Genomic DNA, 26,220 nt, shown 5'->3' with positions numbered 1-26,220 from the left:
CTGCCGGCGTGGGCCTGGCCGCGAGACCGACCGCGGCGGCCGGTGCGACCCGGCCGCTGGGGATGGGACGCTCGGGCCGCTCGACGGCGTCCAGCCGCCGGTCGGCCCAGTCGTTGGCGGCCATGCCGGCCCAGTAGAGCAGCACCGAGGCGCCGGCCAGGCCGGGGGTACGCGGGCCCAGCGCGCCGGCCGCCGCGGCGCCGGCGACCACGTCACCGGGCACCGAGAGCGCCGCCGGAGCCCGGACCAGCTCAGCGAGGTCAGCCAACGTTGTCATCGGAACCGTCCACGCCCTCGTGCAGCCCACGGGTGAAGTCGGCCAGCCGGGCCCACTGCTCGGCCAGCGAGTGTGTCGGCGTGCCGAGCGGGTCCTTGAAGAAGAAGCCCAGCTCGGCCAGCGGCCCGACGTGACCGGCGGCGTGCGCGGCGGCGGTGAGCCGGGCCAGGTCGAGCACCAGCGGCGCGGCCAGCGCGGAGTCGCAGCCGTGCCAGGTGAACTCCATCCGCATCCCGGTGCCGAGGAAGCCGGCGAAGGTGATCAGATCCCAGGCGGTCTTGAAGTCGCCCAGCTCCTCGACGTACTCGATGCGGGTGCCGCCCTGGGGCACGTAGCCGAGCGTCTCGCCGAGCACGCGCTGCTTGCTCTGCACCTTGGCGGCGTTGGCGGCCGGGTCGGCGAGAGTGGCGCCGTCGCCGCCGCCGAGCAGGTTGACCCCGGACCAGGAGCGCACGGCCAGGTTCCGCATCGCGAACATCGGCGCGAGCACCGACTTGACCAGGGTCTCCCCGGTCTTGCCGTCGTGCCCGGCGTACGGCAGGCGGAGCTGCTCGGCCAGCGCGGCCAGCGCCGGCAGCCGCAGCCCGGTGGACGGGGTGAAGTCGACGTACGGGCAGCCGGCCAGCAGCGCCGCGTATCCGTACAGGGAGCTGGGCGGCAGCACCTCGTCCGGGCCGGTGAGGGCGGCGCGCAGCGCGTCCGGGTCGGCGTGCCCGGGGTGCGGCGCGGGGGCCGGTTCGGTGGCGGAGACGTTGACCACCACCACCCGGTCCAGCCCGTGCCGATCCCGGAAGGCGGTGAGGTCGCGGACCACCGCGGCGGCCCGGTCGGCCTGGGTGGACCCGACCGGCGCGGGGCGCAGCTCCTGCTCGACGGCGGCCAGCTCGTCGGGGAGCGCGGTGACCAGCCGACCGGGGATGACACCGCTGTCGGCCAGCGCCTCGGCCCGCTTGCACAGCGGGGTGGTGGCCACGTCGTGCCCACCGAAGACCAGGTCGGCGAAGGACGGCAGAGCGGGACCGCGCAGCTCCGGCAGCTCGGTGACGCAGCCGGTGGGCCCGGCCAGGCCGGCCCGCAGCGCGAGCCCTCCGACGATGCTGGTGGTCGCGACGGAACCCCGCGCTCCCACCAACCAGACACCCGTTCGCATGGTGCTCCTTCCCGTTCAGGAGGAACCCTCGGTACCACCAAATATAGGAATATCAGAATATTCTTCGAAAAGATACGGCCTAGGTGGATGGGCCCCGTCCGCCCGCTCCGCACCGGGATGGCACCGGGTTCCGACGTCGGCGTCGGCGGCGACGACGCCGGACCGGCTTCCGGTACGGGTACGGACAGACGGGGCTGGTAGGCAGGGTCGGTCGGCGTCTCGACCCTGCCTCCCCCGCATCCGGCCAGCCGGGGCGTTGGCGTGCCCCGACCGGGCGTCTCAGGCCGCCGCCGTGCCCACCGGATCGTCGACCGGTGTGCAACCCGCCGGACGTCGGCGAGTGGAAGCGGTACGGGTGGGGGCAGCGGCAGGCGGTGCCATCAGGTCCTCCGGATCGCCGGTGGTGGTGGCGGTCCTCCGGTGCGGCCGGGGAATCCCGGTCCGGTCGCACCGGACGACCGTCCTGCTCGTGCCGCACCGGGCCGTACGGCCCGGCGGCACGCCCTCCGGTGCCGACCTCGTCCCGGCCGCGGGGCGCAAACCGCGGTCGGTCCCTCGCCGGTCGGCTCCGGAAAGCCGGTCGGGCGATGGCGGCGCGAACACCGCCATCGCGGATGGTCAGGGGTCAGACGGCCACCGCGGCCAGCGCCGGCTCCACCTCGGTCCAGGAGGAGCCGATCTCCGCCGAGCGGGTCACCGCGTCCAGCACGAGCTGGACCTGCAACGCGTCGGCGAAGGAGGGAGCCGGGTCGGAGCCGGTGGCGACCGCCTCGATGAAGTCGCGCATCTGGTGGGTGAAGGAGTGCTCGTAGCCGATGATGTGGCCGGGCGGCCACCACGCCGACATGTACGGGTGCTCGCCCTCGGTCACCAGGATGCGGCTGAAACCCTGTTCCGCGCTGGGCCGGGTGGCGTCGTAGAACTCCAGCTCGTTGAGGCGTTCCAGGTCGAAGACCACGCTGCCCAGCGAACCGTTGATCTCGACTCGCAGGGCGTTCTTGCGGCCGGTGGCGAACCTGCTCGCCTCGTACGTGGCCAGCGCGCCACCGTCCAGCCGGGCCACGAAGACCGCGGCGTCGTCGACGGTGACCGGGCCGGTGGCCGGACCGTTGCCGTCGAGCGAGCCGCTGCCGTCCAGCGAGCCGCTGCCGTCGACCGTGGCCGCCAGCCCGCTCGACCCGGCCGGCAGCGGCCGCTCCTTGACGAACGTCTCGGTGACCGCGCTGACGCCGGTGATCCGCTGGCCGGTGACGAACTGGGTCAGATCGATGATGTGCGCGCCGATGTCGCCGAGCGCGCCGGAGCCCGCCCTGTCCTTCTGCAACCGCCACACCAGCGGGAACTGCGGGTCCACGATCCAGTCCTGCAGGTACGCCGCTCGGACGTGTCGGATCACCCCGAGTCGTCCGTCGGCGACCAGCTGGCGCATCATCGTGACCGCGGGGACCCGGCGGTAGTTGAACCCGCACATCGACCGCACCCCGGCCGCCTGGGCGGCCGCCGCGGCGGCGGTCATCGCCCGCGCCTCGGCCACCGTGTTGGCCAACGGCTTCTCGCACAGCACGTGCTTGCCGGCGGCCAACGCGGCGAGGGCGATCTCGGCGTGGCTGTCGCCCGGGGTGCAGACGTCGACCACGTCGATGTCGTCCCGGCTGATCAGGTCACGCCAGTCCGTGGTGTACGCGTCCCAGCCGAGCCGGTCGGCGGCGTCCGCCACCTTCCCGGTGTCCCGGCCGCAGATCAGCGCCATCCGGGCCCGTGCCGGCAGGTCGTACACGCGGTTCACGGTGCGCCACGCCTGTGAGTGCGCGGCGCCCATGAACGCGTAGCCGACCATGCCGACCCGCAGTTCTTTGTCTGTCGTGGACAAGGTGGGTCTCCCCCCGTGTGTCAGAACCCGAGCTTCTCGTAGCTGCTCGCGTTCTCCTTGGTGATCGTCTCGGAGGCGAGGGTCACTTCCTTGGGCACCTGCAGCTCCGTGAGGTCGCCCAGACCCCGGCCCTGCGCGATGAGCCGGGCGAGCGAGATCGCCGACGAGGCCATCGACGGGTTGTAGGTGACCGTCGCCTTGAGCACCGTGTTGTCGGCCTTGATCGCGTCGATCGCGACCTTCGCGCCCGCGCCGCCGACCATGAAGAACTCCTTGCGGCCAGCCTGGTTGATGGCCGCGAGCACCCCGATGCCCTGGTCGTCGTCGTGGTTCCAGATAGCGTCGATCTTCGGCAGCGCCTGGAGCAGCTGGGCCGCCTCGCGCTGGCCGCTGTCCGAGGTGAACTCGGCCGAGCGGCGGTTGCTCACCTTGAACCCGTAGGTCGCGAGAGCCGCCGCGAAGCCGGCGCTGCGCTCGACGGTCAGCGGGATCTCCAGACCGGCGATCTCACCGATGACCGGGTTGGCGACACCCTTGTCCTTGAGCTGCTTGCCGATGAAGTGCCCGGCCGAGACGCCCATGCCGTAGTTGTCACCCTTGATGACCAGCCGGGAGGCCAGCGCGTCGGGGAACGCCCGGTCGAGGTTCACGATCGGGATGCCCGCCTGCATCGCCTGGAGGGCAACGGCGTTGACCTCCTTGCCGTCGTGCGGCAGCACGACGATGATGTCCGGCTTCTGGGCGATCAGCGTGCCGAGGGTCGAGCGCTGGGCCTCGGAGTTCGACCCACCGTCGACCTCCTTCAGCTCCACGTCGGAGTAGGCGGCCGCCTGCGCCTTGGCGTTGGCGTGGATCGCGCCCATCCAGCCGTGGTCCGCGGCGGGAGCGGAGAAACCGATGACGACCTTCTTGCCGGGAGCGTTGTTGCCGGCGCCGTCTCCGGCAGCCTTGGTCTGGGTGCTGGCCGCCGGGGTCTCGTTGCTGGTGCAGGCGGTGAGCAGGGTGGCGGCGCCGACGGCGGCCCCACCGAAAAGCAACCGACGACGCGACAGGTCGCGACTGTGCTGGGTCATGACGACCTCCTGGGAACGGAATGGAGTTGTTGAGGGTGTGCGAGGTCCGGCCACTGTCGAATGTCTCGACGTCGCCAGGAACAACGTGCGGTGCGTCAGGTGTTGGTGGTGAGCCTGTTCCGCGCGAGGAGCCGAGTGAAGGACTTGAACTGGAACTGCTGGACCAGGACGGCGGCGACGATGATGCCGCCCTTGACCATGTTCTGCGCCTCGATGGAGAGGCCGTTGATGGCGAAGAGGTTGGTGATCGTGGCGAAGATGATCACGCCGAGCAGGGAGCCGATGATCGTGCCCCGGCCACCGCTGAGCAGCGTGCCGCCGATGATCGCGGCGGCGATCGCGTCCAGCTCGTAGAGGTTGGCCATGGCCGCCTGGGCCGAGGTGGCCTGGGAGGTCAGCATGATCGCGGCGATGCCGCAGCAGAGGCCGGACAGCGCGTAGAGCAGCATCGTGTGCCGGCGGACGTTGATGCCGGCGAGCCGCGCGGCCTCCGGGTTACCGCCGACGGCGATGGTCCGCCGACCGAAGGTCGTCCGGTTGAGCAGGACCCAGCCGGCCAGGACCACCGCGCCGAGGATGTAGACGAGGATCGGGATCCCGAGCACCTTGCGCGCCGCGATGTCGTTGATGAACGTGCTGGTCGAGACCTGGGTCTGCTTGTTGGAGATCGACGCCGCGAGCCCGCGGGCGGCCACCAGCATCGCGAGCGTCGCGATGAACGGCACCAGTCGCCCGTACGAGATGAGCACGCCGTTGACCAGGCCGACGCAGATGCCAACCGCGATCGCCGCGAAGATCATGCCGCCGGCGCCGTAACTCTGGGTGGCCACCGTGGTGCACCAGACCCCCGCCAGCGCGACGATCGCTCCGACCGACAGGTCGATCCCACCGCCGATGATCACGAAGGTCATGCCCACGGTGACCACGCCGACGACGGAGGCGAGCTGGAGGATGGCCAGGATGTTGTTCCAGACCCAGGTGGGGTCGCCGTAGAGGTCGGGCTTGGTGATCGCACCCACCGCGATGAGCGCGGCCAGCACCCCGATCAGACCGAGGTTGCGCTTGGCGCCCTCGCCGCCGTTACCCCGCCACCAGGAGAGCCGGTTGCCCGTCGAGGCCGCCTTGTCGCCGGCCACCGCCGTCTCGGCCGGATCCACCGGCGGCGACTGCGCCGGAAGCTGCGGGCGCTCCGGTGTCGCGGTGGGAGTGGGAGTCGCGTCGCTCATGCCGGTGCGCCTTCCATCAGGGACCCCGCCATGACGAGGTCGAGCACAGTGTTCTCGTCGAGTTCGCCGGCCGGGGCCTCACGGATGACGCGCCCCTCCCGCATGACCAGCACCCGGTCGGCCAGGCCGAGCACCTCGGGCACCTCGCTGGAGACCAGCAGCACACCGACGCCCTGGGCGGCCAACGCCCGGATGACCTGGTAGAGCTCAGCCCGGGCACCCACGTCCACGCCCCGGGTCGGCTCGTCGAGCAGCAGCAGCTTGGTGCCGCCGAGCAGCCAGCGCCCGACCACCACCTTCTGCTGGTTGCCGCCGGAGAGCGTCCGCACCGGACGGCTGACGTCCCGGGGCCGCAGCTCCAGACTCTCCGCGATCCGGTCCGCCTCGGCCCGCTCCCTGCCCGCGTCGGTGAAGCCGAGCCGCGCGTACCGGCCGAAGGTGGCGAGCGTGACGTTGCGGTAGATCGGTTCGCCGAGCAGCAGGGCCTGGCTCTTGCGTTCCTCGGGAGCCATTCCCATGCCGGCCCGTACCGCCGCGCCGACGCTGCCCGGACGCAGCACCCGCCCGGCCATCCGGACCGTGCCGGCCTCCGCCGCGCGGGCGCCGTAGATGGTCTCCAGCAACTCGGAACGACCGGAGCCGACCAGGCCGGCGATGCCGACGATCTCCCCGGCACGCACGTTCAACGAGACGTCGGCGAACTCGCCGGTGCGGGTCAAACCCTCCACCTGGAGCAGCTCGGCGCCGACCGTGTCGTCCGTCGGCCGGTCCGGGAAGACGTACTCGATGGTGCGGCCGGTCATCCGGCTGACCAGGTCGCGGGTCGGGGTGTCGCGGGCCGGCAGGTTGGCCGCCGTGGTCCGGCCGTCCTTGAGGACGGTGACGCGGTCGCCGATCTCGCGGATCTCCTCCAGCCGGTGGGAGATGTAGATGACGGCGATGCCCTGCGCGGTCAGCTCACGGATGATCCGGAACAGGTTCTCGACCTCGTCGTGGGCCAGCACCGCGCTCGGCTCGTCCATGATGATCAGCCGGGCCTCGTGCGAGAGCGCCCGCGCCATGCTGACGATCTGCTTGCCGGCGGCCGGCAGCGCCCGGACCATCCGCCCGGGCGGGATCTCGCCGTGCCCGAGCCGACCGAGGATCTGCCGGGTGTGCCGGGCCATCTTGCCGCGCCGGACGAATCCGAGGCTGCGGTGCTCGTGGCCGAGGAAGGCGTTCTCCGCCACCGAGAGGTCCTCGACCAGGTCGAGTTCCTGGTAGATGGTGGCGATGCCGGCGCGCATGGCGGCCTGCGGGTTGGCGAAGGTGACCGGCTCGCCGCGCCACTCCACCTCGCCGGAGTCCGGACGGTGCACACCGGCCAGCACCTTGATCAGGGTGGACTTGCCGGCGCCGTTCTGCCCGAGCAGGCAGTGCACCTCACCGGCCCGCACCTCCAGCTGCACGCCGTCCAGCGCGCGTACGCCCGGGAAGGTCTTGACCACGTCGGTGAGGCGCAGGACCACCTCACCGGCGACGGTGTCGGCGGGGGCTTCGATCAGCGGAACGTCGGCGCCGGTGTCCGCCGGCGCGGTGGCGGCGTTCTCCTCGGGCTGGGTCACGGTCTCCTCCTCACTCACGACGGTCTCCGGTTCGCGACTGCGGTCTCACGACGACTCCTCGGCTCGCGACTGCGGGCTCATGAGGCCTCCGCGAAGGCGACGTCGCTGGCGAGCACGGCCGCGCCGGCGACGCCGGCACGACCGCCGAGCTCGGACAGCACGACGGGCAGGTTGCCGGTGGCCAGCGGGAGCGACCGGCGGTAGACGACGCTGCGGATCTCGGCGAGCAGGATGTGCCCGAGCTGGGCCAGCCCGCCGCCGATGACGATCATCGACGGGTTGGTGAAGCTGACCAGGCCGGCGAGCACACCGCCGACCCGCCGTCCACCGTCGCGGATCAGCTGGATGCAGGTCACGTCCCCCTCGACGGCGCCCTCGGCGACGTCCAGGGCGGTCACCACACCACGCATGCCCACCCGCTCGGCGAGCGCCGGCGACACCCCGCTGCGGGCAGCGGCGGTGGCGTCCTTGGCCAGCGCGGCGCCGCTGAACAGCGCCTCCAGGCACCCGACGTTGCCGCAGGAGCACATCGGACCGTGCGAGTCGACCTGGATGTGGCCGATGTCGCCGGCACAGCCGTCGGTGCCCCGGTAGACCTCACCGCTGAGGTAGATCCCGCACCCTATTCCGGTGCCGATCTTCACGAAGAGGAAGTCGTCCACCGAGTGGGCGACCCCGGCGTGCCGCTCGCCGATCGCCATGATGTTGACGTCGTTGTCGACCACCGCGGGGCAGCCGTGCTCGCGGCTGAGCAGCTCGCGCACCGGGAAGCGGTCCCAGCCGGGCATGATGGGCGGCGAGACCGGGACGCCGTCGCGGAAGCTGACCGGGCCGGGCACCCCGATGCCCACCGCGTCCAGGCGCTCGTACGCGCCGTCGACCTTGGCCTTGTGCAGCAGCTCGTTGACCCGTTGCAGGGTCACCTTCGGTCCGTTGCGGATGTCCGCCGACTCGGCGTAGTGGGCGACCGGTTCGAGTCGGCCGTTGATGACCTCGACGTCCATCGAGCTGGCGCCCAGGTCGACGGCCGCGAACCGCAGCTTCGGGTTCAGCTCGACCAGCGTCGAGCGGCGCCCGCCCCGGGAGGCGGCGAGCCCGGCTTCGGCGACGTAGCCCAGCGCGACCAGTCGGTCCAGCTCGGCCAACAGTCGCGGGCGGGGCATCTGGAGCCGGTCGGCCAGCTCGGCCCGCGACACGGCCCCCTCGTCGCGGAGTAACCGCAACAGCCGGACGTGCAGGGGGTCGACGGTCCGCACCCGGACTCACCTCTTCATCGGACTCATTCACATCGACGCAATGTCGATGTGTTGTGTCCGACACAGTAGGAGCGTTCCGCATCGCCTGTCCAGAGCTTCAGCCGTTCTGATCCCAACTTTTGTCCGAAAGAACAAAAGCTACTAGTCGATCAAGAAAAGGATCACGGTCCGCCCGGGTGCCCTCGCGGGTTGTGCCGCCGTCGGACACGACACCGCCCCACCACCCGTTTCGCGGGTGGCGGGGCGGTTGGCGCGGTCGACGACGGGCGGTTGCCGCGTACGGTCAGCGCCGGCCGGCGGAGTTCCGCTTCTTCTTCAGCTTGCGGTCGTCGCGCAACTCGACGTACGGCTCCTCGTCCGGCGAGTGGCCGGCCGAGATCGCCCGGCTGCGCTCCAGCTCCGCGTCGAACTCGGCGCCCAGAAGGATCGCGATGTTGCTCAGCCAGAGCCACACCAAGAAGATGATCACACCGGCCAGCGCGCCGTAGGTCTTGTTGTACGAGCCGAAGTTGCTCACGTAGAACGCGAACAGGCCGGAGACCACCAGCCAGATCACCACGGCCAGCACACCGCCCGGGCTGACCCAGCGGAACCCGCCGTGCCGCGCGTTCGGCGAGGCCCAGTAGAGGATCGCGAACATCAGGCTGACCAGGATCAACAACACCGGCCACTTGGCGACGTTCCACACCGTGACCGCCGTCGAACCCACCCCGATCGCGTTTCCGACCAACTCGGCGAAACGGCCGGTGAAGACCACGATCACCGCGCAGGCCAGCAGCAGCACGCCGATCACCGCGGTCACGCCGACCCGGATCGGCAGCGTCTTCCAGATCGGCCGCCCCTCCGGCACGTCGTAGATGGTGTTCGAGGCGCGCATGAACGCGGCAATGTACCCGGACGCGGACCAGAACGCGGCCAGCAGACCGACGATCGCCGCGATGCTGGCCAGCCCACCGTTGTCGCTCGCCTGGTTGATCGCGTCGGTGATGATCTGCTGGATGTTGCCCTCCGGCACCGCCTGCTTGACGGTGTCCTCGACGCCCCTGGTGGCGCTCTCGCCGAGCAGGCCGAGGATGGAGATCAGCACCAGCAGCCCGGGGAAGATGGACAGCACCCCGTAGTAGGTGAGCGCCGCCGCCCAGTCGGTCAAGCTGTCGTCCTGGAACTCGGTGACCGTCCGGCGCAGCGCCGCCTTCCAGCCGCTGCCGGGTAGGTCGGTGGGGCTGTCCGGCCCCTCGTCGGGACCGACCGGCCCACGGGCCGAGTCACGGTCACGCCGGCTGGCGGCGGAAGACTGGTCGGAGGCCATCGCCCCTCCTCATCGTCGCGGTTCGTCGCTTCCGACATGCCCCGAGGAGGGCGGCGCATAACCCCTACCGGTAGAGCAACCTGCCCATCCGACGTGCGGCGACCAGCAGGCCCAGCGCCATCATCGCCAGCAGGTAGAGCACGTCGAGCAGCCAGGACCAGTCGCCCGCGCCGAGCGCGAGACCGCGGATCAGATGCACCGACCGGTAGAGCGGCGTGACCTCGATCAGCCAGTGCAGCAGCGTCGGGTAGGCCTGCGCGGGCACGAACGTGCCGGAGAAGAGGAAGAGGGTGGACTGGGCGGAGCCCATCAGGTCAAAATCCTGCCAGCTGCGCATGAAGGTGGACAGCGCCATGCCGAGCGCGCCGAACGCGAACCCGACGAGCACGGCGGCCGGAAGCGCGGTCAGCGCCCGGACGACGGTGGTCAGGTCCAGCGCGACCATGACCCCGAGGAACGCCGCCGAGTAGGCGCTGCCCCGCAGCATCGCCCAACCCAGCTCGCCGAGGGCGATCTCGAACGGCCGTACCGGGGTGGCGATCACCCCGTCGTACAGCTTCATGTACTTCATCTTGCCGAAGAAATTGAAAGTGGTCTCCGCGAGCGCCCCGGTCATCGCCGAGGAGGCGAGCATCGCCGGGGCCACGAACTCGGCGTACGACACCAGCCGGCCGTCGGGCAGCGGCAGGTCGCCGACCAACGTGCCGACGCCCACCCCGATCGAGAGCAGGTAGAGCAGCGGCTCCACGAAGCCGGAGAGCAGCAGCAGCCAGTAGACGGACTTCAGCGCCGCGACGTTGCGTTCCACCACCGACGCCGACCGCCGGGACGCGGCGGAGACGTCGACCAGCCGAGGCAGGATCAGCGTGACCACGAGAACTCCCTAGACGACGAGCTTGCGACGGAACGCGCGCAGCGCCAGCAGCCAGCCGGCGAGCGACCAGGCCACCAGGTAGAGCAGGTGCCCGGCGATCGACCACTGTGGGGCGACGCCGAGCGTGGCCGCGCGGCAGAGGTCGACGGCGTGCCACAGCGGCGTCGCGTACGCCAGCCAGCGCAGCGCCTCGGGCAGCGACTCGACCGGGAAGAACACCCCGGCGAACAGCGTCATCGGGATGACCGCGAACCGGAACAGCATCGCCAGCCAACTGTCGCTGGACACCGACGCCGCGTACGCGAAGGTCGGCGCCGCCACGGCCACCCCGAGCAGCGCCACCACCGGCAGGGTGGCCACCGCCCACGGTGAGCGCAACGCGCCGAACAGCCCGGTGACCAGCAGGAACGCCGCGATCGTGGTGAGCACCCGGAACACCACGAACGCCAGGTGCCCGGCCAGGATGTCGGCCACCCGCAGCGGGGCCGCGCTCTGCGCGAAGTAGGTCTTGATCCACTGGAAGTTGCTGAACACCGGCCACGTCGAGTCGCCGACGGTCACCTGGAGGGCGGTCGAGGCGATCAGCCCGGGGACCAGCCAGTCGAGGTAGCGCACCCCGCCGACGCCCTGGTCGATGTAGGCGCCGACGCCCAGCCCGAAGCCGAGCACGGTCAGCACCGGCAGCAGGAACGAGGAGAAGACCCCGGCCCGCCAGGTGCGACGGTAACCCACCAGGAAGTAGTCGAAGACGGCGAGCGCCGGCACCCGCGGCAACGCCGGTCGAGCCCGCTCCCGCGCCGAACCCGCCACGCTCACCACGACCACCCCCGCCACACCGCGCCCGCCAACCCGACCTTCCTACCCCCGGGGTACGACAGGTCGCCGGTCACCCTACGGCGACAGCCGCCGGCCTGTCCCCCCGTTTCCGTCGGCCCCGCCCCCCTTGACCAGGCTGGTTTCGCGCCTCGTCGGGCAGGTGCGGTCCAAGGCGCGGGCGGACGCGGATGCGGGTCCAGGCCGGTACGGCGCTGGCCGTGACACCTCCTGGACATATTCATGACTCAGCGGTATCAGGCTCACCCTCGCCGCGGACGTCCCGTTCCCCGGGCGCCGTCGGTCACCGGGGCGTGCGGCGACGGGATCAGCCGGGCCCGTGGGCGCGGACCAGCGCCTGCACGGCGTAGCCGAGCAGCAGCAGCCCGGCGCCGGTGCCGACCACCAGACCGGCGGACACCGCCGAGGCGAGCGCGACGACGAGCCCCGCCGCCGCCACCACGCACAGCGCGACGCCGAGCGGCCGGAGCAGGGGGTCCCGCAGCAGCGGGGCGAGGGGGAAGAAGTGCAGCCCGACCAGCGCGCAGACCAGCACCGGGATGTACTCCGACCAGCCGGCGGCGGCCAGCACGGCGGCGCCCAGCCCGGCGGCGGCGAATTCGGCGACGACGATGAGCAGGTACCGACGGTCCGTCGCCCGGTCGCGAGGGCCGCCCGCGTCTCGGGTGCGGGCCGACAGCACGCCGCCCACCAGGGCGGTGAGCAGTGCGGCGATGCTGCCCACCACCAGCAGGGCGCGCAACGGCTGCTCCGCCGCTGGCACGCTGAACCAGACCATCGCGAAGATGCCCAGGTAGAGGGCGGTCAGCCCGGCCTGATGCCGGCTGTTGGTCTGCGCGTCGGACATGAAACCCCCGTGGTCGCTCCCGATCGGGCGGACGTGCCGACCGGGCCGCCGATGCTACGGAAGATCACCCCGGCGGGCACCCCCGCCCACACGACGCGGGTCAGTCGACCAGGGTGCGGCCGGTCAGGTGCAGGAAGACGTCCTCCAGGCCGCTGCGCCGCACGAGCACGTTGGCCGGGGTGAGCCCGAGCGCGGAGACCTCGGCGACCGCCGCGTCACCGTCGGGCACATACAGCAGGACCCGGTCGGGGAGGACCTCGACCCGCTCCCCCAGCCCGTCGAGCTTGCCGGCGAACGGCTCCTGCGACTCGGCGGCGAAGCGGAGCTCGACCACCTCGCGGGTGGAGTGCTGCTCGATGAGCGCCCGGGGCGAGCCCTCGGCGACGATGCGGCCGCCGTCCATCACCACCAGCCGGTCGCAGAGCTGCTCGGCCTCGTCCATGTAGTGCGTGGTGAGCACCAGCGTCACGCCCTGCTGCTTGAGCCGGAACAGCCGCTCCCAGACCAGGTGCCGAGCCTGCGGGTCGAGCCCCGTGGTCGGCTCGTCGAGCAGCACGATCTCCGGTTCGTTGACCAGCGCGCGGGCGATGGTCAGCCGACGCTTCATCCCGCCGGAGAGCGGCTCGACCTTGCTGTCGGCCCGCTCGGTGAGCTGGACGAAGTCGAGCAGCTCGGCAGCCCGCTCCCGGGCCGCCCGACGGGAGATGCCGAAGTAGCGGGCGTAGACGGTGAGGTTTTCCCGGACTGTCAGCTCGGGGTCGAGATTGTCCAGCTGCGGGCAGACGCCGAGCCGGGCGCGGATCGCCGGCCCGTCGCGGACCGGGTCCATGTCGAGGATGCGCAGCTCGCCCCCGCTCGGCGGGGAGATGCAGCCGACCATCCGCATGGTGGAGGACTTGCCGGCGCCGTTGGGCCCGAGGAAGCCGAACGCCTCGCCCGAGCGCACCTCGACGTCGATGCCGTCCACGGCGGTGAAGTCACCGAACCGCTTCACCAGCCCCCGAGCCTGAATCAGTGGTCGCCCCGAAGTCACCGCCCGACCCTAGCGGCCGGGTCCGACAGCTCTCCAGGCAAATTCCACCAGGAGCGACGGGACGGCGCCGACCGTCGACCGTGGAGCGGCGACACACTCGTCGATGCCCCACCTGTCGCTTGATCGACGTGTATCGTCCCCTCGTGTCGCCCACCCGTTCGCCCGACGGTTCGCCGCCACCCGCACAACTAGCCAACTCCCCCGCCGACGAGCCCGCACCGGGCGACGGCGGCGCACCGCCCCGACCGAGAGCGGCCGAGGTCGGCACGCCCGGTTCGCCCGGAGGCACCGACCCGGTCGGGCGGGTCGACGACGACGCCCGTGCCGACGCCGGTCGGGCGACACGGGACCTGGCCGCCCAGTTCGAGGACGAGAAGCCGGGGCGGGTGTTGTCCGGGCCGGCCGGCCTGCTCCTCACCGCGGCGGCGCTGGCGGTCGGCGCGCTCGCCCTCTGGCAGGTGTTCCGCCCGCTGGCGCAGGGCAGCAAGTACTACTTGATCATCTTCCTGGCGGGCGTACTGCCGCTGGTCTTCCTGGTCTACCCGGCCGACCTGCGGCTGCGAGCCCGGCTGGGTGCCCGGCTGCGGGCCAGGCGACGCCCGGACGACGGCGACCTGCCGGTCGGGCCGGGCCTGCCACCTCCGGCGCCGGCGCGACCCACGGCGATGGACTGGGTCCTGGTCGCTCTGGCGGTGGCCGGTTGCCTCTATCCCGTCCTGCCGCTCTCGATCGGCACGGGCGGCGGCGGCTACAACGCCTTCCTCGACCGGCAGGGCCTGCTCGTGCCGTTGGACCTGGCGATGGGCACCCTGCTGCTGCTCCTGCTGCTCGAGGCGTGCCGGCGGACCACCGGGTGGATCCTGCCCACGGTCTGCCTGCTGTTCCTGGGCTACGGCTACTACGGCGGGCTGCTGCCGCAGTCCTGGCCGGTCGCCCACTCGGGGCTGGACTTCAGCCAGCTGATCGACGCGTTCTACAACTCGGACAGCGGCTTCTACGGCACCCCGCTGGACGTGGCGGCCTCGTACATCGTGCTGTTCACCATCTACGGCGCGGCGCTGGAGCTGTCCGGTGCCGGGCGGTTCTTCGTCGAGCTGTCGGCGGCGGCGTTCCGTCGTTCGCGTACCGCCGCCGGACGGACGGCGGTGGCCTCCGGTTTCCTGCTCGGCACCGTCTCCGGGTCCGGCGCCGCGACGACGGTGAGCATCGGGGCAGTCACCTGGCCGCTGCTGCGCCGCGCCGGTTACCCGCCGGAGCGGGCGGGCGGCATGCTGGCCGCGGCCGGTGTGGGCGCGATCCTGTCCCCACCCACCCTGGGCGCGGCGGCGTTCATCATCGCCGAGTACCTCGGGGTGTCGTACCTGCAGGTGCTGGGCTGGGCCACCGTGCCGACGGTGCTCTACTACCTCGGCATCCTGCTCGCCGTGGAGATCGACGCCCGGCGCTCCGGCGTACGCCCCGTGGTGATCGACGTCGGTTCACCGTGGCGCCTGCTCGCCCGGTTCGGCTACCACTTCGCCTCGCTGGTCGTCATCATCGTGCTTCTCGCCGCCGGCGTGTCCGCGACGAGGGCGGTCGTCTTCGCCACCGTCCTGGCGGTCGCGCTCTCCTTCCTGGACCGGGCGCACCGGCTCACCCCGGCCCGGCTGGTGACCGCGCTCGTCACCGGCGTACGCGGCGTGCTGGCGGTGACGGCCGTCTGCGCCGCCGCCGGCATCATCACGGCGACCACCACGAAGACCGGTCTCGGGCCGCAGGCGGCGGCACTGCTGATCGGCGGGGCCGAGGCGGTCACCTCCGACCCGACCCTCGTGCTGGTGCTCACCGCGCTGCTGGCGGCCGTCGCCCTCACCCTGCTGGGCCTGGCCGTGCCGGTCACCGCCTCCTTCGTGATCGGTTGGGTGATCGTCGGCCCGGCGCTGCTCGACCTGGGCGTGACGGCGCCGGCCGCCGCCATGTTCGTCTTCTACTTCGCGGTCCTGTCCGAGGTGTCCCCGCCGACCGCGCTCGCCGCGGTGGCGGCCGCCGCGGTCACCGGCGGCCGGCTGGTGCCGACGATGTGGCAGACCCTGCGGTACGCGCTGCCGGCGTACCTGACTCCGATCGCCTTCGTGATCACGCCGGCCGGGCTCGGTCTGCTCGGCATCGGCGGCGTGCCGCGGATCGCCTTCGCCGGCGTGGTCACCGCGCTCAGCGTGGCGGTGCTCGCCGTCGCCGCCGGTGGTTGGCTGCCCGGCGTGGGCCCTGTCGGCGCCCCGGAGCGCGTGCTCGGCGCGTTCGCCGGGGTCACCCTGCTCTGGCTGGAACCCGTGCCGGTCACGGTCGGCGTCGCACTGGCCGCCGTCGCCGTCGCGGGGGTGTTCGTACGACGCGGAGCCGCCGGCCGGACCGGCGGGCCGCGAGCCGGATCACCAGCGAACCTCCGGGAGGAGAAACTGTGAGACGAATCGACGTACGGCTCGTGGCGGGCCTGAGTGTGGTCGCCCTCGTGTCGGTCGGCGCCGCGGGTTGCGGAGGCCAGCAGGGCGGAGCGGCGAAGGACGACGCGGCCAGCGAGGTCACCTGTTCGGTGAGCCGGGAGACCCGCGTGGGCATCGCCACCGGAAACGCGACCGGCGTCTACTACGTGGTCGGCAACGCCCTGGCCGGGCAGTTGTCCGGGGCGACCGGTGGCAAGCTCACCGGCACCGCCGCGGAGACGGGCGCCTCGGTACAGAACGTGGAGCAGCTGGTGAGTGGCCAGTACGACGTGGCGTTCTCCCTCTTCGACACGGCGGTCAACGCGGTGCAGGGCAAGGGCAGCTTCACCGCACCGCAGCCGGTCGAGGCGCTCGCGCGCATCTACGACAACTACACCCAGGTCGTGGTCCGCAACGACTCCGGGATCAGTTCGGTGGCCGACATGCGGGGCAAGCGGATCTCCACCGGTTCGCCGAAGTCCGGCACCGAGGTGATCGCCAACCGGCTGCTGGAGGCCGCGGGCCTCGATCCGGCCAAGGACATCCGGGCGCAGCGCCTCGACCTGACCAAGACGGTCGAGGGGGTCAAGGACGGCAGCGTCGACGGCTTCTTCTGGTCCGGTGGCCTGCCCACGGGCGGCCTGACCGACCTGTTCACCACCGCCGGCAACACGGTGAAGTTCATCGACATCGCGCCCCTGCTGCCGAAGATGAACGAGTTGAGCCCCGCCTACCAGGCCGGCACGATCGGCCGGGACGCGTACCGGACGGCGGCGGACACCCCGACGATCGTCGTGCCGAACGTGCTGCTGGTCCGCAGGGACCTGGACGCCAACGTGGCCTGCGCGATCACCCGGACGGTGTTCGACAAGCGGGACGCCCTGGCCCAGGCCAACCCGGCGGCCAGGGGCATCTCCCTGGAGACCGCCCGCAAGACCGACCCGGTCGCGCTGCACCGGGGCGCCGCCAAGGCGTTGGAGGATCTCGGCGCCAAGTGACCTGCCGGCGGCCGGGCGGTCGAGGGGCCGCCCGGCCGGCTACCCGTCGACCGGCGCGGTGGCGGCGCGGGCCGCGGTGACCAGGCGGTCGGTCTCGGCGAGCAGGGCCTCCTCGTCCGGCGGGGTGCCGGGGTCGAGGCGGACGGTCCAGGTCAGCCCGTCCACGCCGGCCGCGCGCCGGGCCGCGACCCGCGCCGCGCCGCCGGGCACCGGGTGGTGTGCGGTGTACGCGACCGAGCGGGTCACCCGCGCCCGCACCTGGTGCGGCAGGTCACCCGGGTCGAGCAGCAGGTACGTCTCGGCCGGGCCGTCGGCGACCATCGTGTAGCCGTCGCGTTCGGCGAGGGTCTCGGCGGGCGTGACGGTCAGCTCCCGGCCGGACCAGACCGCCTTGAGGATGGCGTGCCAGCCGAGCCGGTGCCCCCGGCCGGGCAGCCACAAGCCGAGGTTGCTGGCCACCACCACCCCGTCGCCCTCGCCGTTGCCCACGGCCGCCCAGGCGAGCACCCGCTCGTCGGCGGCCAGCGGTGGCCGGTTGGCCGGTGGAAGCTTGGGCTTTCGGCTGAACAGTCCCATCACAGCCCTCCCGCCGCCTGTTCCCCCAGTGCGCGCCCATGCTGCTCAAGGGATAGCAACTCCCCGAACAAGGCGAAGTAAGTGTCCTTGTCACTAACCGGATTCACGCGTTGAAGCTTAGACTTGGCTTCCCGGATGCGGGCAGCAACAGAGCCGCGTTGCAGGCCTGCCAGCTGAATTGCGACATATCTGGGATCAGGCGGGCCGTCCAAGCGAAGTGGTTCGACCGATAGTTCGCCCACGAGGGCCTGTGCTGCCAGATCCTCGCAGGAATCGCGAACCTTCTGTATCCAAACTGCACCACCAGTCGCCGCTGATGCGCCTCCGGCTGCAGCAATGGCTGCACGCAAGGATGCATGGACAGGGTTGCGATATTCAACGGCTTCTACTGCGTCAAACATCGGCCCGGCTAGGGCGGGCTCCTGAAGAGCAAGCTTCAGCGCTTCGCGCTCCACCCTCGCCTGTGGGCTGTCAACGACAGGCAAGCCGGAATTATCTCGCGCAACCGGTGCTGCGTCTCTAGCCCGCGAGGTCGTGCTAGCGGCACGCACCGCGCGCTGCACCACGTCGATTTCCATGCCGAGAAGGTCCTCGGCGAGTCTGCGGCCGTACCCTTCACGCTTTTCCCGATCCTTCACCATAGCTACGAGCGGGGCAGCCCGATGCATGGCTTCGATGCGCCCATCTACGGTATCTAGGTCATATCGACTGACTACGTGGCGCAGGGCAAAGTCAACGAGCGGCTCGCGGCTCGCGACCAGGTCGCGGACCGCCAGGTCGCCCTTAGCTAGGCGCAACTCGCACGGATCCATGTTGTCAGGGCTAACCGCAATGAATGTGCGCCCAACGAAGCGCTGATCGTCTTCAAAGGCGCGCAGTGCGGCCTTTTGCCCGGCAGCATCACCGTCAAAGGTAAAGATGATCTCGCCTGTCACCTCGTCACTATCAAGCAGAAGCCGGCGCAAAACAGATATGTGGTCTGCGGCGAACGCGGTGCCGCAGGTCGCCACCGCCGTGGTCACGCCGGCCAGGTGACAGGCCATCACGTCGGTGTACCCCTCGACGATCACCGCCCGGCCCTGCTTGGCGATCTCCCGCTTGGCCTGGTCGATGCCGTAGAGCACGTGCGACTTCTTGTAGATCGGCGTCTCGGGGGTGTTCAGGTACTTCGGGCCGTCATCGTCGTCGAAGAGCTTGCGGGCGCCGAAGCCGATCACGTCGCCGGCGAGGTCGCGGATCGGCCAGAGCAGGCGGCGGCGGAACCGGTCGATGAGCGTGCCGGAGCGGGACTCCCGGGACAGCCCCGCGGTGACCAGCTCCTGGTGGCTGAAGCCCTGCTGGCGCAGGTGCTTGGTGAGCAGGTCCCAGCCCTCCGGCGCGAAGCCGCAGCCGTAGCGCTCGGCGGCGGCCCGGTCGAAGCCACGTTGGGCCAGGAACTCCCGCGCCGGCCGGGCCCCGGCGGTGCTGAGCTGCGCCCGGTAGAACTGCACGGCGGCGGCGTGCGCGGCCACCAGTCGCTGGCGCTGGCCCTGCTGGGGGCGGGGGCGCGGGGTGGCGCCCCGGTCGTCCTCGACGTAGCGCAGTTGGATGCCGGCGCGACCGGCCAGCCGCTCGACGGACTCGACGAAGCTGAGGTGCTCGGCGTCCATCAGGAACTTGATCGCGTCACCGCCGGCCCCGCAGCCGAAGCAGTACCAGACGTTGCGGGCCGGTGAGACGTTGAAGGACGGGCTCTTCTCGTCGTGGAACGGGCACAGGCCCTTGAGGTTGCCGCCGCCGGCGGACTTCAGGGTGACCGTCTCGGAGATCACGTCCCCGATCGAGGTGCGTTCCCGGACCAGTGCGATGTCCTCGTCCCGGATCCGCCCAGCCATGCGCCACCCCCTCGCCGTACATCCTGCCCTGCCGGACCGGCGGCACGCCGGCCGGGGCACGCCCGGTGTGGCGGCCGCCGCTGCCGGCTCGCCGGTTCCCACCCCGAGCCGGGGCCGCGCGGGGATCATGACCAGATGCGGAGGGGACGGACCGTCGGCGCCCGCTTCCCGGGATGGCTGGCCGGGCGGCTGGGTGTGCGCGGTCCCGCCCCGCTGACCGACGAGGCCGGGCATCGGCACGCCACCTGGCTGGAACTCTTCCTGGACGTCATCTTCGTGTACGCGCTGGCGGCGGTGGTGGCCCGGCTGGGCACCGACCCGACCCCGTCGCTCAACGCCATGCTGGCCGTGAGCGGGCTCTTCCTGGTGGTCCAGTGGGCCTGGATGGGGCAGGTCTACTACGACACCCGGTTCCACCCGGACGACCTGCCGCACCGGCTGCTGGTGCTGGTCGCGCTGGTCGGCGCGGGCGCGATGACGCTCGGCGTGGACGAGGTGCCGGAGAGCGCGCTGCTGCCGGTCGGGTACCTGATCGTCCGGGGCGTACTGCTCCTGCTGTACGTGCGGGCCCGGCCGACCAGCCCGACGGCCCGCACGGTGACGTCGGTCTACCTGATCGGCTTCGGGCTGGGCTGGCTGATCTGGCTGGTCTCGCTGGCCGTGCCGACCACGCTGCGCCCGGTGCTGTGGATCGTCGCGATGGTCGTCGAGCTGGCCACGCCGTGGGTCGGCCGACGCCGGCTCGAGCAGTGGCCGGTGGACAGCCGGCACCTGCCGGAACGAGTCGGGCAGTTCACCATCATCGTGCTGGGCAGCGCGCTGGCCAGCCTGCTCTTCGCGGTGCCGGACCACCCCCGACCCCACATGATCATCAACGCCGGGTTGGCCTTCGTGGTACCGGCCGCCGTCTGGTGGGTCTACACCACCTTCGTCACCACCGGCCTGGCGGTGACCCGGCTGCGCGCCGGACAGGCGTACACCTATCTGCACATCCCGTTGGGCGGTGGGCTGTTGCTGCTCGGTTGGTCGCTCGGGGAGACGGTCCGGCTGGTCGACGCCGGCGCGACCCGTCTGCCGCTGGAGCTGCGGCTGGTGCTGGCCGCCTCGGTGATGGTCTGGACGCTGTGCGGGCTCGGCCTGTTCGCGCTGTCGACCCGACCGACCAGGGCACGGCTGGCGGTCACCGGCTTCGGGGTCGCCTCGGTCGGCCTGGTCGCCGCGACGGTACGCGGGCCGCGGCTGCTGCTGGTCCTGCTCGCCGCGTCGGTCGTCGCGTACGCGGTGCTGCTCAACCGGCGACTCGCCGCGGTCCGCGAGGAGTGGGATCAGCAGTCCGACGGCTGACCGCTGCTCAGGCTGCCGTGGTCTCCTCGGCCGCCACCTGCCGGTTCCAGTCGGCCTTGGTCGAGCGCCAGCCCTCGTCGTCCATGCCGCGCCGCCAGTAGCCGGAGATGGAGAGCTGGCCGGCGGGCACGCCGCGCTCGACGCGCAGCAGCCGGCGCAGCTCCCGGACGAAGGTCGCCTCACCGTGGACGAAGGCGTGCACCTGGCCCGGCGGGAACTCCAGCTCCCGAACGGCCGCCACCAGGGCGGCGCCCACGGGACGCTCCCCCCGGTGCAGCCAGGTGAACTCGACCGCACCCGGGCTGAGCAGCTTCTGCTCCTCCGCCCGGTCGGCGATCTCCACGAAGACCCGGGCCGGGGCGCCCAGCGGCAGCCGTTCCAGGGCCGCGGCGATCGCCGGCAACGCGCTCTCGTCGCCGACCAGCAGGTGCCAGTCGGCGTCCGGGCTCGGGGCGTACGCCCCGCCGGGACCCACGAAGTGCACCGGGTCGCCGGGGCGCAGCGCGGCCGCCCAGGGCCCGGCCAGCCCCTCGTCGCCGTGGTGCACCACGTCGACGGTCAGCTCCTCGGCCAGCGGGTCCCACCGTCGCACCGTGTACGCGCGCAGCCGGGGCCACTGCTCCCGGGGCAGGTCCCGCCGGATCGCGGCGAGGTCCAGCGGCTGCGGGTACGCCACGCCGGGCTGCGGGAAGACCAGCTTGATGTAGTGGTCGGTGAACTCGCCCACCGGCAGGTCGGCCAACCCGTCCCCGCCGAGGACGAGCCGGATCAGGTGCGGGGTGGGCCGTTCGGTGCGCAGCACCCGGACCGAGGTGACGTTCCTGGGGCGTTCCGTCATGCCACTTAGGCTAGCCTAATCTCGGCCGTCGCCCACCGGCGGTGCGGTGCCGTTGACCAGACGGGTGTGCCAGGTCACCGCCGCCGGGTCGGTGAGCGAGGCGACCTGGTCGATCACCACCCGCAGCCGTGCGGCGTCGTCCGGCGCGGCCCGCCACAGCGGGGCGAAGACCGGATCGAGCCCGTCCGGCGCCCGCGCGACCAGCGCGGCCACCAGCTCGGCCAGCATCACCCGCTGCCGCTCGTAGCGGCCCCGGAAGCCCGGGCGACGCATCACGTAGCGCAGCGCGATGCCCTTGAGCAGCGCGCACTGAGCGCGGACCCGCCGTGGCACCACCAGGTCGGCGGCGTAGCGGCGGTGCGGGCCGGGGCCGAACCGCTCCTCGGTGGCGGCCACCGCCGCGGAGACGAACCGACCGGTCAACCCGCTGGTGGTGGCCTTCAGGGCGGCCTGCGCGCGGTGGCTGCCGTCGTACCCGGCGAGCGGGGCGAGCAGCGGGTCGGCCAGCAGATCCACCAGCACCTCGGCCAGGTCGACCGGGGACTCCCCGGAGTAGGTGGCGGCCACGTCCGCGCAGAGGGCCGCCCGCTCGTCGGCGTCGGCGAGCAGCGGGCGCAGCGTGACGTACCCGCCGTGGATGCCGTCCTCCACGTCGTGCACCGAGTACGCGACGTCGTCGGCCCAGTCCATCACCTGCGCCTCGAGGCAGCGCCGGTCGCCCGGCGCGCCGGCCCGGATCCAGCCGAAGACGGGCACGTCGTCGGCGTACACCCCGAACTTCCGCTGCCCGGGGCGACGCGGCCAGGGGTACTTGCCGATGGCGTCGAGCGAGGCCCGAGTGAGGTTCAGCCCGGCGGACGAGCCGGACGGGGCGAACACCTTCGCCTCCAGCCGGGTCAGCACCCGCAGCGTCTGGGCGTTGCCCTCGAAACCGCCGCAGGGTGTGGCGAGCAGATCCAGGGCCGCCTCGCCGTTGTGCCCGAACGGCGGGTGCCCGAGGTCGTGCGCGAGCCCGGCGACGTCCACCACGTCCGGGTCGCAGCCCAACCAGGCACCCATCTCCCGGGCGATCTGGGCGACCTCCAACGAGTGGGTCAGCCGCGTACGCAGGAAGTCGTCGGTGCCGGCGGTGTGCACCTGGGTCTTGGTGGCCAGCCGGCGAAACGCCGCCGAGTGCAGCACCCGGGCGCGGTCGCGCTCGTACGGCGACCGGCGGTGGCCGGTGTCCTTGGGAGCCTCCTCGACCAGCCGGGCGTCCGCCGGGGCGGACGGCGCTGCCGTCAACCGGTCACCGGCCTAGGCCTTCTGCCGCAAGACGCAGAACTCGTTGCCCTCCGGGTCGGCCAGCACCGTCCACTCCACGTCGCCCTGGCCGATGTCGACGTGCCGGGCGCCCATGTCGACCAGCCTCTCGACCTCAGCCTCTTGGTCGGCGGGGCGCAGGTCCAGGTGCAGCCGGTTCTTCCGCTCCTTGCCGTCGGTCACCGGCACGAACACCAGGCCGGGGAGCCGGTCGGCGGACTGGCGGATCTCCACCTCGTCCGGCTTCTCAATGACGATCTGATAGCCGAGCGCCTCGGCCCACCAGCGGGCCAGTCGGGCCGGATCGCGGGCGTCGACGGTCAGGCTCTCCCAGACGCTGGTCATGCAATCACCCTTCCCCCTCGACGGCGTGCGCAACCGGGGCTGCGCGGGCGAGCCAAGATTACGCCCGACGGAGCCACCCGGCCTGCCCGCGACGCCCCGCCCATGGGTGCGCAACCGCGGACCGACCTGGAGTTGCCAGCAGATTGCCGAGAGTTACGGACTCCCCACCTGGCGTCGGCCGCCGGTCTGAGCATGCGCCGGCGACGGCCCCGGAGCCCGGGGCCGTCGCCGGCTCCGCGTCAGCGGCTGTCCGAGCCGTCGGTCTCGATGACCGCGCGGCCGGCCTCCAGCCGGGCCACCGGCACCCGGAACGGTGAGCAGGAGACGTAGTCCAGGCCGACCTCGTGGAAGAAGTGCACCGAGTCCGGGTCGCCGCCGTGCTCACCGCAGATACCGAGCTTCAGCCCGGGCCGGGCGGCCCGGCCCTCCTCGGCGGCGATCCGCACCAGCCGGCCGACGCCGTCACGGTCGATCGACTCGAACGGCGAGATGCCGAAGATGCCCAGCTCCAGGTAGCGCCAGAAGAACGCGCCCTCGACGTCGTCGCGGGAGAAGCCCCAGCCCATCTGGGTCAGGTCGTTGGTGCCGAAGGAGAAGAACTCCGCCGCCTCGGCGATCTGCCCGGCGGTCAGCGCCGCCCGGGGCACCTCGATCATGGTGCCGATCAGCACCTCGACGCCGCTGTCCCCGACCACCTCGGCGATGATCTTTTCGGCCTCGGCGCGGACCGTCTCCAGCTCCTGCACGGCGCCGACCAGTGGCACCATGATCTCCGGCTTGGCTGTCCCGCCTGCACGGGCGCAGGTGACGGCCGCCTCGGCGATGGCCCGGACCTGCATCGCGAAGAGGCCGGGGATGACCAGGCCGAGGCGGACGCCCCGCAGCCCGAGCATCGGGTTCTCCTCGTGCATCCGCCGGACGGCGGCGAGCAGCGCCTCCTCCTTGGCCACGTCCTCGCCGCGCTCCTGGGCGACCGCCACGTTGACGGCGAGCTGCTCCAGCGGCGGCAGGAACTCGTGCAGCGGCGGGTCGATCAGCCGGACGGTGACGGGCAGGCCGTCCATCTCGCGGAAGATCTCCTCGAAGTCGGCCCGCTGCAACGGCAGCAGGGCCGCCAGCGCCGCCTCCCGCTCGCCCTCGGCCCGGGCCAGGATCAGCCGCTCGACCAGCTCGCGCCGGTCGCCGAGGAACATGTGCTCGGTGCGGCACAGCCCGATGCCCTCGGCGCCGAAGCGCCGGGCGCGGGCCGCGTCCGCGCCGGTGTCGGCGTTCGTGCGGACCGCCAGCCGCCGCTTGCCGTCGGCGTGCGTCATGATCCGGTGTACGGCACGGACGAGCGCGTTGTCGATGTGCGCCGGGTCGAGGCTGCCCTCGAAGTACTGCACCACCTCCGACGGCATGACCGGCACCCTGCCCAGGTAGACCTTGCCGGTGGTGCCGTCGATGGAGACGACGTCGCCCTCGACGACGGTCTGCCCGGCGACGGTGAACCGCTTCGCCGGCACGTTCACGTCGATCTCGTCGGCGCCGGAGACGCAGGTCTTGCCCATCCCCCGGGCCACCACGGCGGCGTGGCTGGTCTTACCGCCACGCGAGGTGAGGATGCCCTGGGCGGCGATCATGCCGTTCAGGTCGTCCGGGTTGGTCTCCCGGCGGACCAGGATCACCGACTTGCCCTCGGCGGCCAGCTCGACGGCGCGGGCGGAGGTGAAGACCACCGTGCCGGACGCGGCGCCGGGTGAGGCGCCGATGCCCTTGGCGACCGGCTGGAAGTCGTGGTCGAGCTGGAAGCGGGGGAACATCAGCTGGGCCAGCTGGGCGCCGTTGACCCGGTGCAGCGCCTCGTCCAGGTCGATGAGGCCCTCGTCGACGAGCTGCCCGGCGATGACGAACGCGGCGGCGGCGGTGCGCTTGCCGACCCGGGTCTGCAACATCCAGAGCTTGCCGCGCTCGATGGTGAACTCGATGTCGCAGAGGTCCTTGTAGTGCTCCTCCAGCCGGGCCATGATCGAGAGCAGCTCGTCGTAGGAGGCCTTGTCCAGCTGCTCCAGCTCCTGCAACGGCACCGTGTTGCGGATGCCGGCGACCACGTCCTCGCCCTGGGCGTTGGCCAGGTAGTCGCCGTAGATGCCCTGCGCGCCGCTGGCCGGGTCACGGGTGAACGCGACGCCGGTGCCGGAATCCGGGCCGAGGTTGCCGAAGACCATGGTCACCACGTTGACCGCGGTGCCGAGGTCGGCCGGGATCCGCTCCTGGCGGCGGTAGAGCACCGCGCGCTCCGCGTTCCACGACTCGAAGACCGCCCGGATCGCCAGGTCGAGCTGTTCGCGCGGCTGCTGCGGGAACTCGCGGCCGGTGTGCTTCAGGAAGATCTTCTTGTACCCGTCGACCAGCCTGCGCAGGTCGTCGGCGTCCAGGTCCAGGTCGTTGTGGGTGCCCTTGGCCCGTTTGATGTCGTCGAGGGCGTGCTCGAACTCCTCGCCCGGCACCTCGCAGACGGTCTTGCCGAACATCTGGATGAGTCGCCGGTAGGAGTCCCAGGCGAACCGGTCTGCGCCGCCGGAAGCGGCTTGGCCAGCCGAGCCGCCGGCCTGTCGTGCGAGGCCTTCCACGCTCTGGTCGTTGAGACCGACGTTGAGGACGGTCTCCATCATGCCGGGCATGGAGAACTTGGCGCCGGAACGCACGGAGACCAGCAGCGGGTCCTGCGGGTCGCCGAGGCGCTTGCCCATCGCGCGCTCCAGCGACTCCAGGTGCGCCTCGATCTGGCCGGCGAGCCCGTCCGGCTGGCGGCCGGTCGCCAGGTACGCCTGGCAGGCCTCGGTGGTGATGGTGAAGCCGGGCGGAACCGGCAGGCCGAGGTTGGTCATCTCGGCGAGGTTCGCGCCCTTGCCGCCGAGCAGGTCCTTGAGGTCCTTGTTGCCCTCGGTGAAGTCGTAGACGTACTTGTGATCGACGGTCTCTTGCGCTGCCACCAGAGCCTCCCACGCGCGCCGGATTGACACTTAACGAAGGTTCAGTTTCCTCATACCCCGGGACGGACCACCGGTAATCCCGGGGTCGACGCCGATCGGTGGGCGAAGGTTAAGCGAACATCGGGTGGCCTGGGACCGTTCGGTGACAATAGGCAC

At 71.7% G+C, this 26,220-nt stretch carries 21 protein-coding genes; 3 read left to right on the top strand and 18 right to left on the bottom strand.

The window, feature by feature from the left end; all coding sequences use genetic code 11:
* The 12 genes from DKT68_RS17500 to DKT68_RS17445 all read right to left on the bottom strand — a co-directional run.
* On the bottom strand, positions 1-277 hold a 277-nt coding region (locus DKT68_RS17500), incomplete at its 3' end, for a UbiA family prenyltransferase (RefSeq protein ID WP_201749079.1).
* Positions 261-1,427 carry an inositol-3-phosphate synthase gene (locus tag DKT68_RS17495; protein ID WP_109818488.1) on the bottom strand — a complete coding sequence of 389 codons (1,167 nt, stop codon included), beginning with the start codon at positions 1,425-1,427 and terminating at the stop codon, positions 261-263. The genes DKT68_RS17495 and DKT68_RS17500, both read right to left, overlap by 17 nt.
* Before the next feature lie 625 nt (positions 1,428-2,052).
* Positions 2,053-3,264, bottom strand: a complete 1,212-nt coding sequence (locus tag DKT68_RS17490; protein ID WP_407940757.1) for a Gfo/Idh/MocA family protein — start codon at positions 3,262-3,264, stop codon at positions 2,053-2,055.
* 53 nt (positions 3,265-3,317) lie between these two features.
* Positions 3,318-4,370 (bottom strand): substrate-binding domain-containing protein, encoded by a 1,053-nt coding sequence (locus tag DKT68_RS17485; protein WP_109818486.1) that lies wholly within the window; start codon positions 4,368-4,370, stop codon positions 3,318-3,320.
* A 95-nt stretch (positions 4,371-4,465) separates the two neighbouring features.
* Positions 4,466-5,596, bottom strand: a complete 1,131-nt coding sequence (locus tag DKT68_RS17480; RefSeq protein ID WP_109818485.1) for an ABC transporter permease — start codon at positions 5,594-5,596, stop codon at positions 4,466-4,468.
* Complete coding sequence (locus tag DKT68_RS17475) at positions 5,593-7,104, bottom strand: sugar ABC transporter ATP-binding protein (protein ID WP_236646942.1); 1,512 nt, start codon at positions 7,102-7,104, stop codon at positions 5,593-5,595. Before DKT68_RS17475 ends, DKT68_RS17480 begins: the two co-directional genes overlap by 4 nt.
* A gap of 173 nt (positions 7,105-7,277) precedes the next feature.
* The gene (locus DKT68_RS17470; RefSeq protein WP_109818484.1) at positions 7,278-8,456 is read right to left on the bottom strand and encodes an ROK family transcriptional regulator; all 1,179 of its coding nucleotides are present in this window, start codon (positions 8,454-8,456) and stop codon (positions 7,278-7,280) included.
* 283 nt (positions 8,457-8,739) lie between these two features.
* Positions 8,740-9,765 carry a YihY/virulence factor BrkB family protein gene (locus DKT68_RS17465; protein ID WP_109818483.1) on the bottom strand — a complete coding sequence of 342 codons (1,026 nt, stop codon included), beginning with the start codon at positions 9,763-9,765 and terminating at the stop codon, positions 8,740-8,742.
* 64 nt (positions 9,766-9,829) lie between these two features.
* Complete coding sequence (locus DKT68_RS17460; RefSeq protein ID WP_109818482.1) at positions 9,830-10,639, bottom strand: ABC transporter permease; 810 nt, start codon at positions 10,637-10,639, stop codon at positions 9,830-9,832.
* Between the two features lie 9 nt (positions 10,640-10,648).
* A complete protein-coding gene (locus tag DKT68_RS17455; protein WP_109818490.1) occupies positions 10,649-11,449 on the bottom strand; it encodes an ABC transporter permease in 801 nt (266 codons plus the stop codon).
* Positions 11,450-11,780: 331 nt separating this feature from the next.
* On the bottom strand, positions 11,781-12,320 hold the full coding sequence (locus tag DKT68_RS17450) for a hypothetical protein (protein WP_109818481.1): 540 nt from the start codon (positions 12,318-12,320) through the stop codon (positions 11,781-11,783).
* A 100-nt stretch (positions 12,321-12,420) separates the two neighbouring features.
* Positions 12,421-13,353: an ABC transporter ATP-binding protein gene (locus DKT68_RS17445; protein WP_109818480.1), complete on the bottom strand. Its 933-nt coding sequence runs from the start codon at positions 13,351-13,353 to the stop codon at positions 12,421-12,423.
* A 143-nt stretch (positions 13,354-13,496) separates the two neighbouring features.
* Between DKT68_RS17445 and DKT68_RS17440 the strand changes: the two genes are divergently transcribed.
* Together DKT68_RS17440 and DKT68_RS17435 are read left to right on the top strand one after the other, a co-directional pair.
* Positions 13,497-15,794: a TRAP transporter permease gene (locus DKT68_RS17440; RefSeq protein WP_109818479.1), complete on the top strand. Its 2,298-nt coding sequence runs from the start codon at positions 13,497-13,499 to the stop codon at positions 15,792-15,794.
* Positions 15,791-16,810 (top strand): TAXI family TRAP transporter solute-binding subunit, encoded by a 1,020-nt coding sequence (locus tag DKT68_RS17435; protein ID WP_109818478.1) that lies wholly within the window; start codon positions 15,791-15,793, stop codon positions 16,808-16,810. The genes DKT68_RS17440 and DKT68_RS17435 overlap by 4 nt, the downstream gene beginning before the upstream one ends.
* Positions 16,811-16,849: 39 nt before the next feature.
* Here the strand turns inward: DKT68_RS17435 and DKT68_RS17430 are convergent, their stop codons facing one another.
* Positions 16,850-17,386 (bottom strand): hypothetical protein, encoded by a 537-nt coding sequence (locus tag DKT68_RS17430; protein ID WP_109818477.1) that lies wholly within the window; start codon positions 17,384-17,386, stop codon positions 16,850-16,852.
* Positions 17,386-19,260 (bottom strand): DNA primase, encoded by a 1,875-nt coding sequence (dnaG, locus tag DKT68_RS17425; RefSeq protein ID WP_109818476.1) that lies wholly within the window; start codon positions 19,258-19,260, stop codon positions 17,386-17,388. Before dnaG ends, DKT68_RS17430 begins: the two co-directional genes overlap by 1 nt.
* Positions 19,261-19,395: 135 nt before the next feature.
* On the opposite strand from dnaG, the gene DKT68_RS17420 reads away from it, so the two are divergent.
* Positions 19,396-20,604 (top strand): low temperature requirement protein A, encoded by a 1,209-nt coding sequence (locus DKT68_RS17420; protein WP_109818475.1) that lies wholly within the window; start codon positions 19,396-19,398, stop codon positions 20,602-20,604.
* Positions 20,605-20,611: 7 nt separating this feature from the next.
* Here the strand turns inward: DKT68_RS17420 and DKT68_RS17415 are convergent, their stop codons facing one another.
* From DKT68_RS17415 to ppdK, 4 genes are all read right to left on the bottom strand, one after another.
* A complete protein-coding gene (locus DKT68_RS17415) occupies positions 20,612-21,442 on the bottom strand; it encodes a siderophore-interacting protein (protein WP_109818474.1) in 831 nt (276 codons plus the stop codon).
* A gap of 15 nt (positions 21,443-21,457) precedes the next feature.
* On the bottom strand, positions 21,458-22,726 hold the full coding sequence (locus DKT68_RS17410; protein ID WP_109818473.1) for a deoxyguanosinetriphosphate triphosphohydrolase: 1,269 nt from the start codon (positions 22,724-22,726) through the stop codon (positions 21,458-21,460).
* A 12-nt stretch (positions 22,727-22,738) separates the two neighbouring features.
* Entirely contained in the window at positions 22,739-23,089 is a 351-nt protein-coding gene (locus DKT68_RS17405; protein ID WP_109818472.1) for a VOC family protein, read from the bottom strand.
* A gap of 239 nt (positions 23,090-23,328) precedes the next feature.
* Positions 23,329-26,064 (bottom strand): pyruvate, phosphate dikinase, encoded by a 2,736-nt coding sequence (gene ppdK, locus DKT68_RS17400; protein WP_109818471.1) that lies wholly within the window; start codon positions 26,062-26,064, stop codon positions 23,329-23,331.
* Between the last annotated feature and the right edge of the window lie 156 nt (positions 26,065-26,220).

The sequence above is a fragment of the Micromonospora acroterricola genome (assembly GCF_003172955.1).
Taxonomy (GTDB): domain Bacteria; phylum Actinomycetota; class Actinomycetes; order Mycobacteriales; family Micromonosporaceae; genus Micromonospora; species Micromonospora acroterricola.
This window is presented reverse-complemented; position numbering and strand designations above follow the sequence as displayed.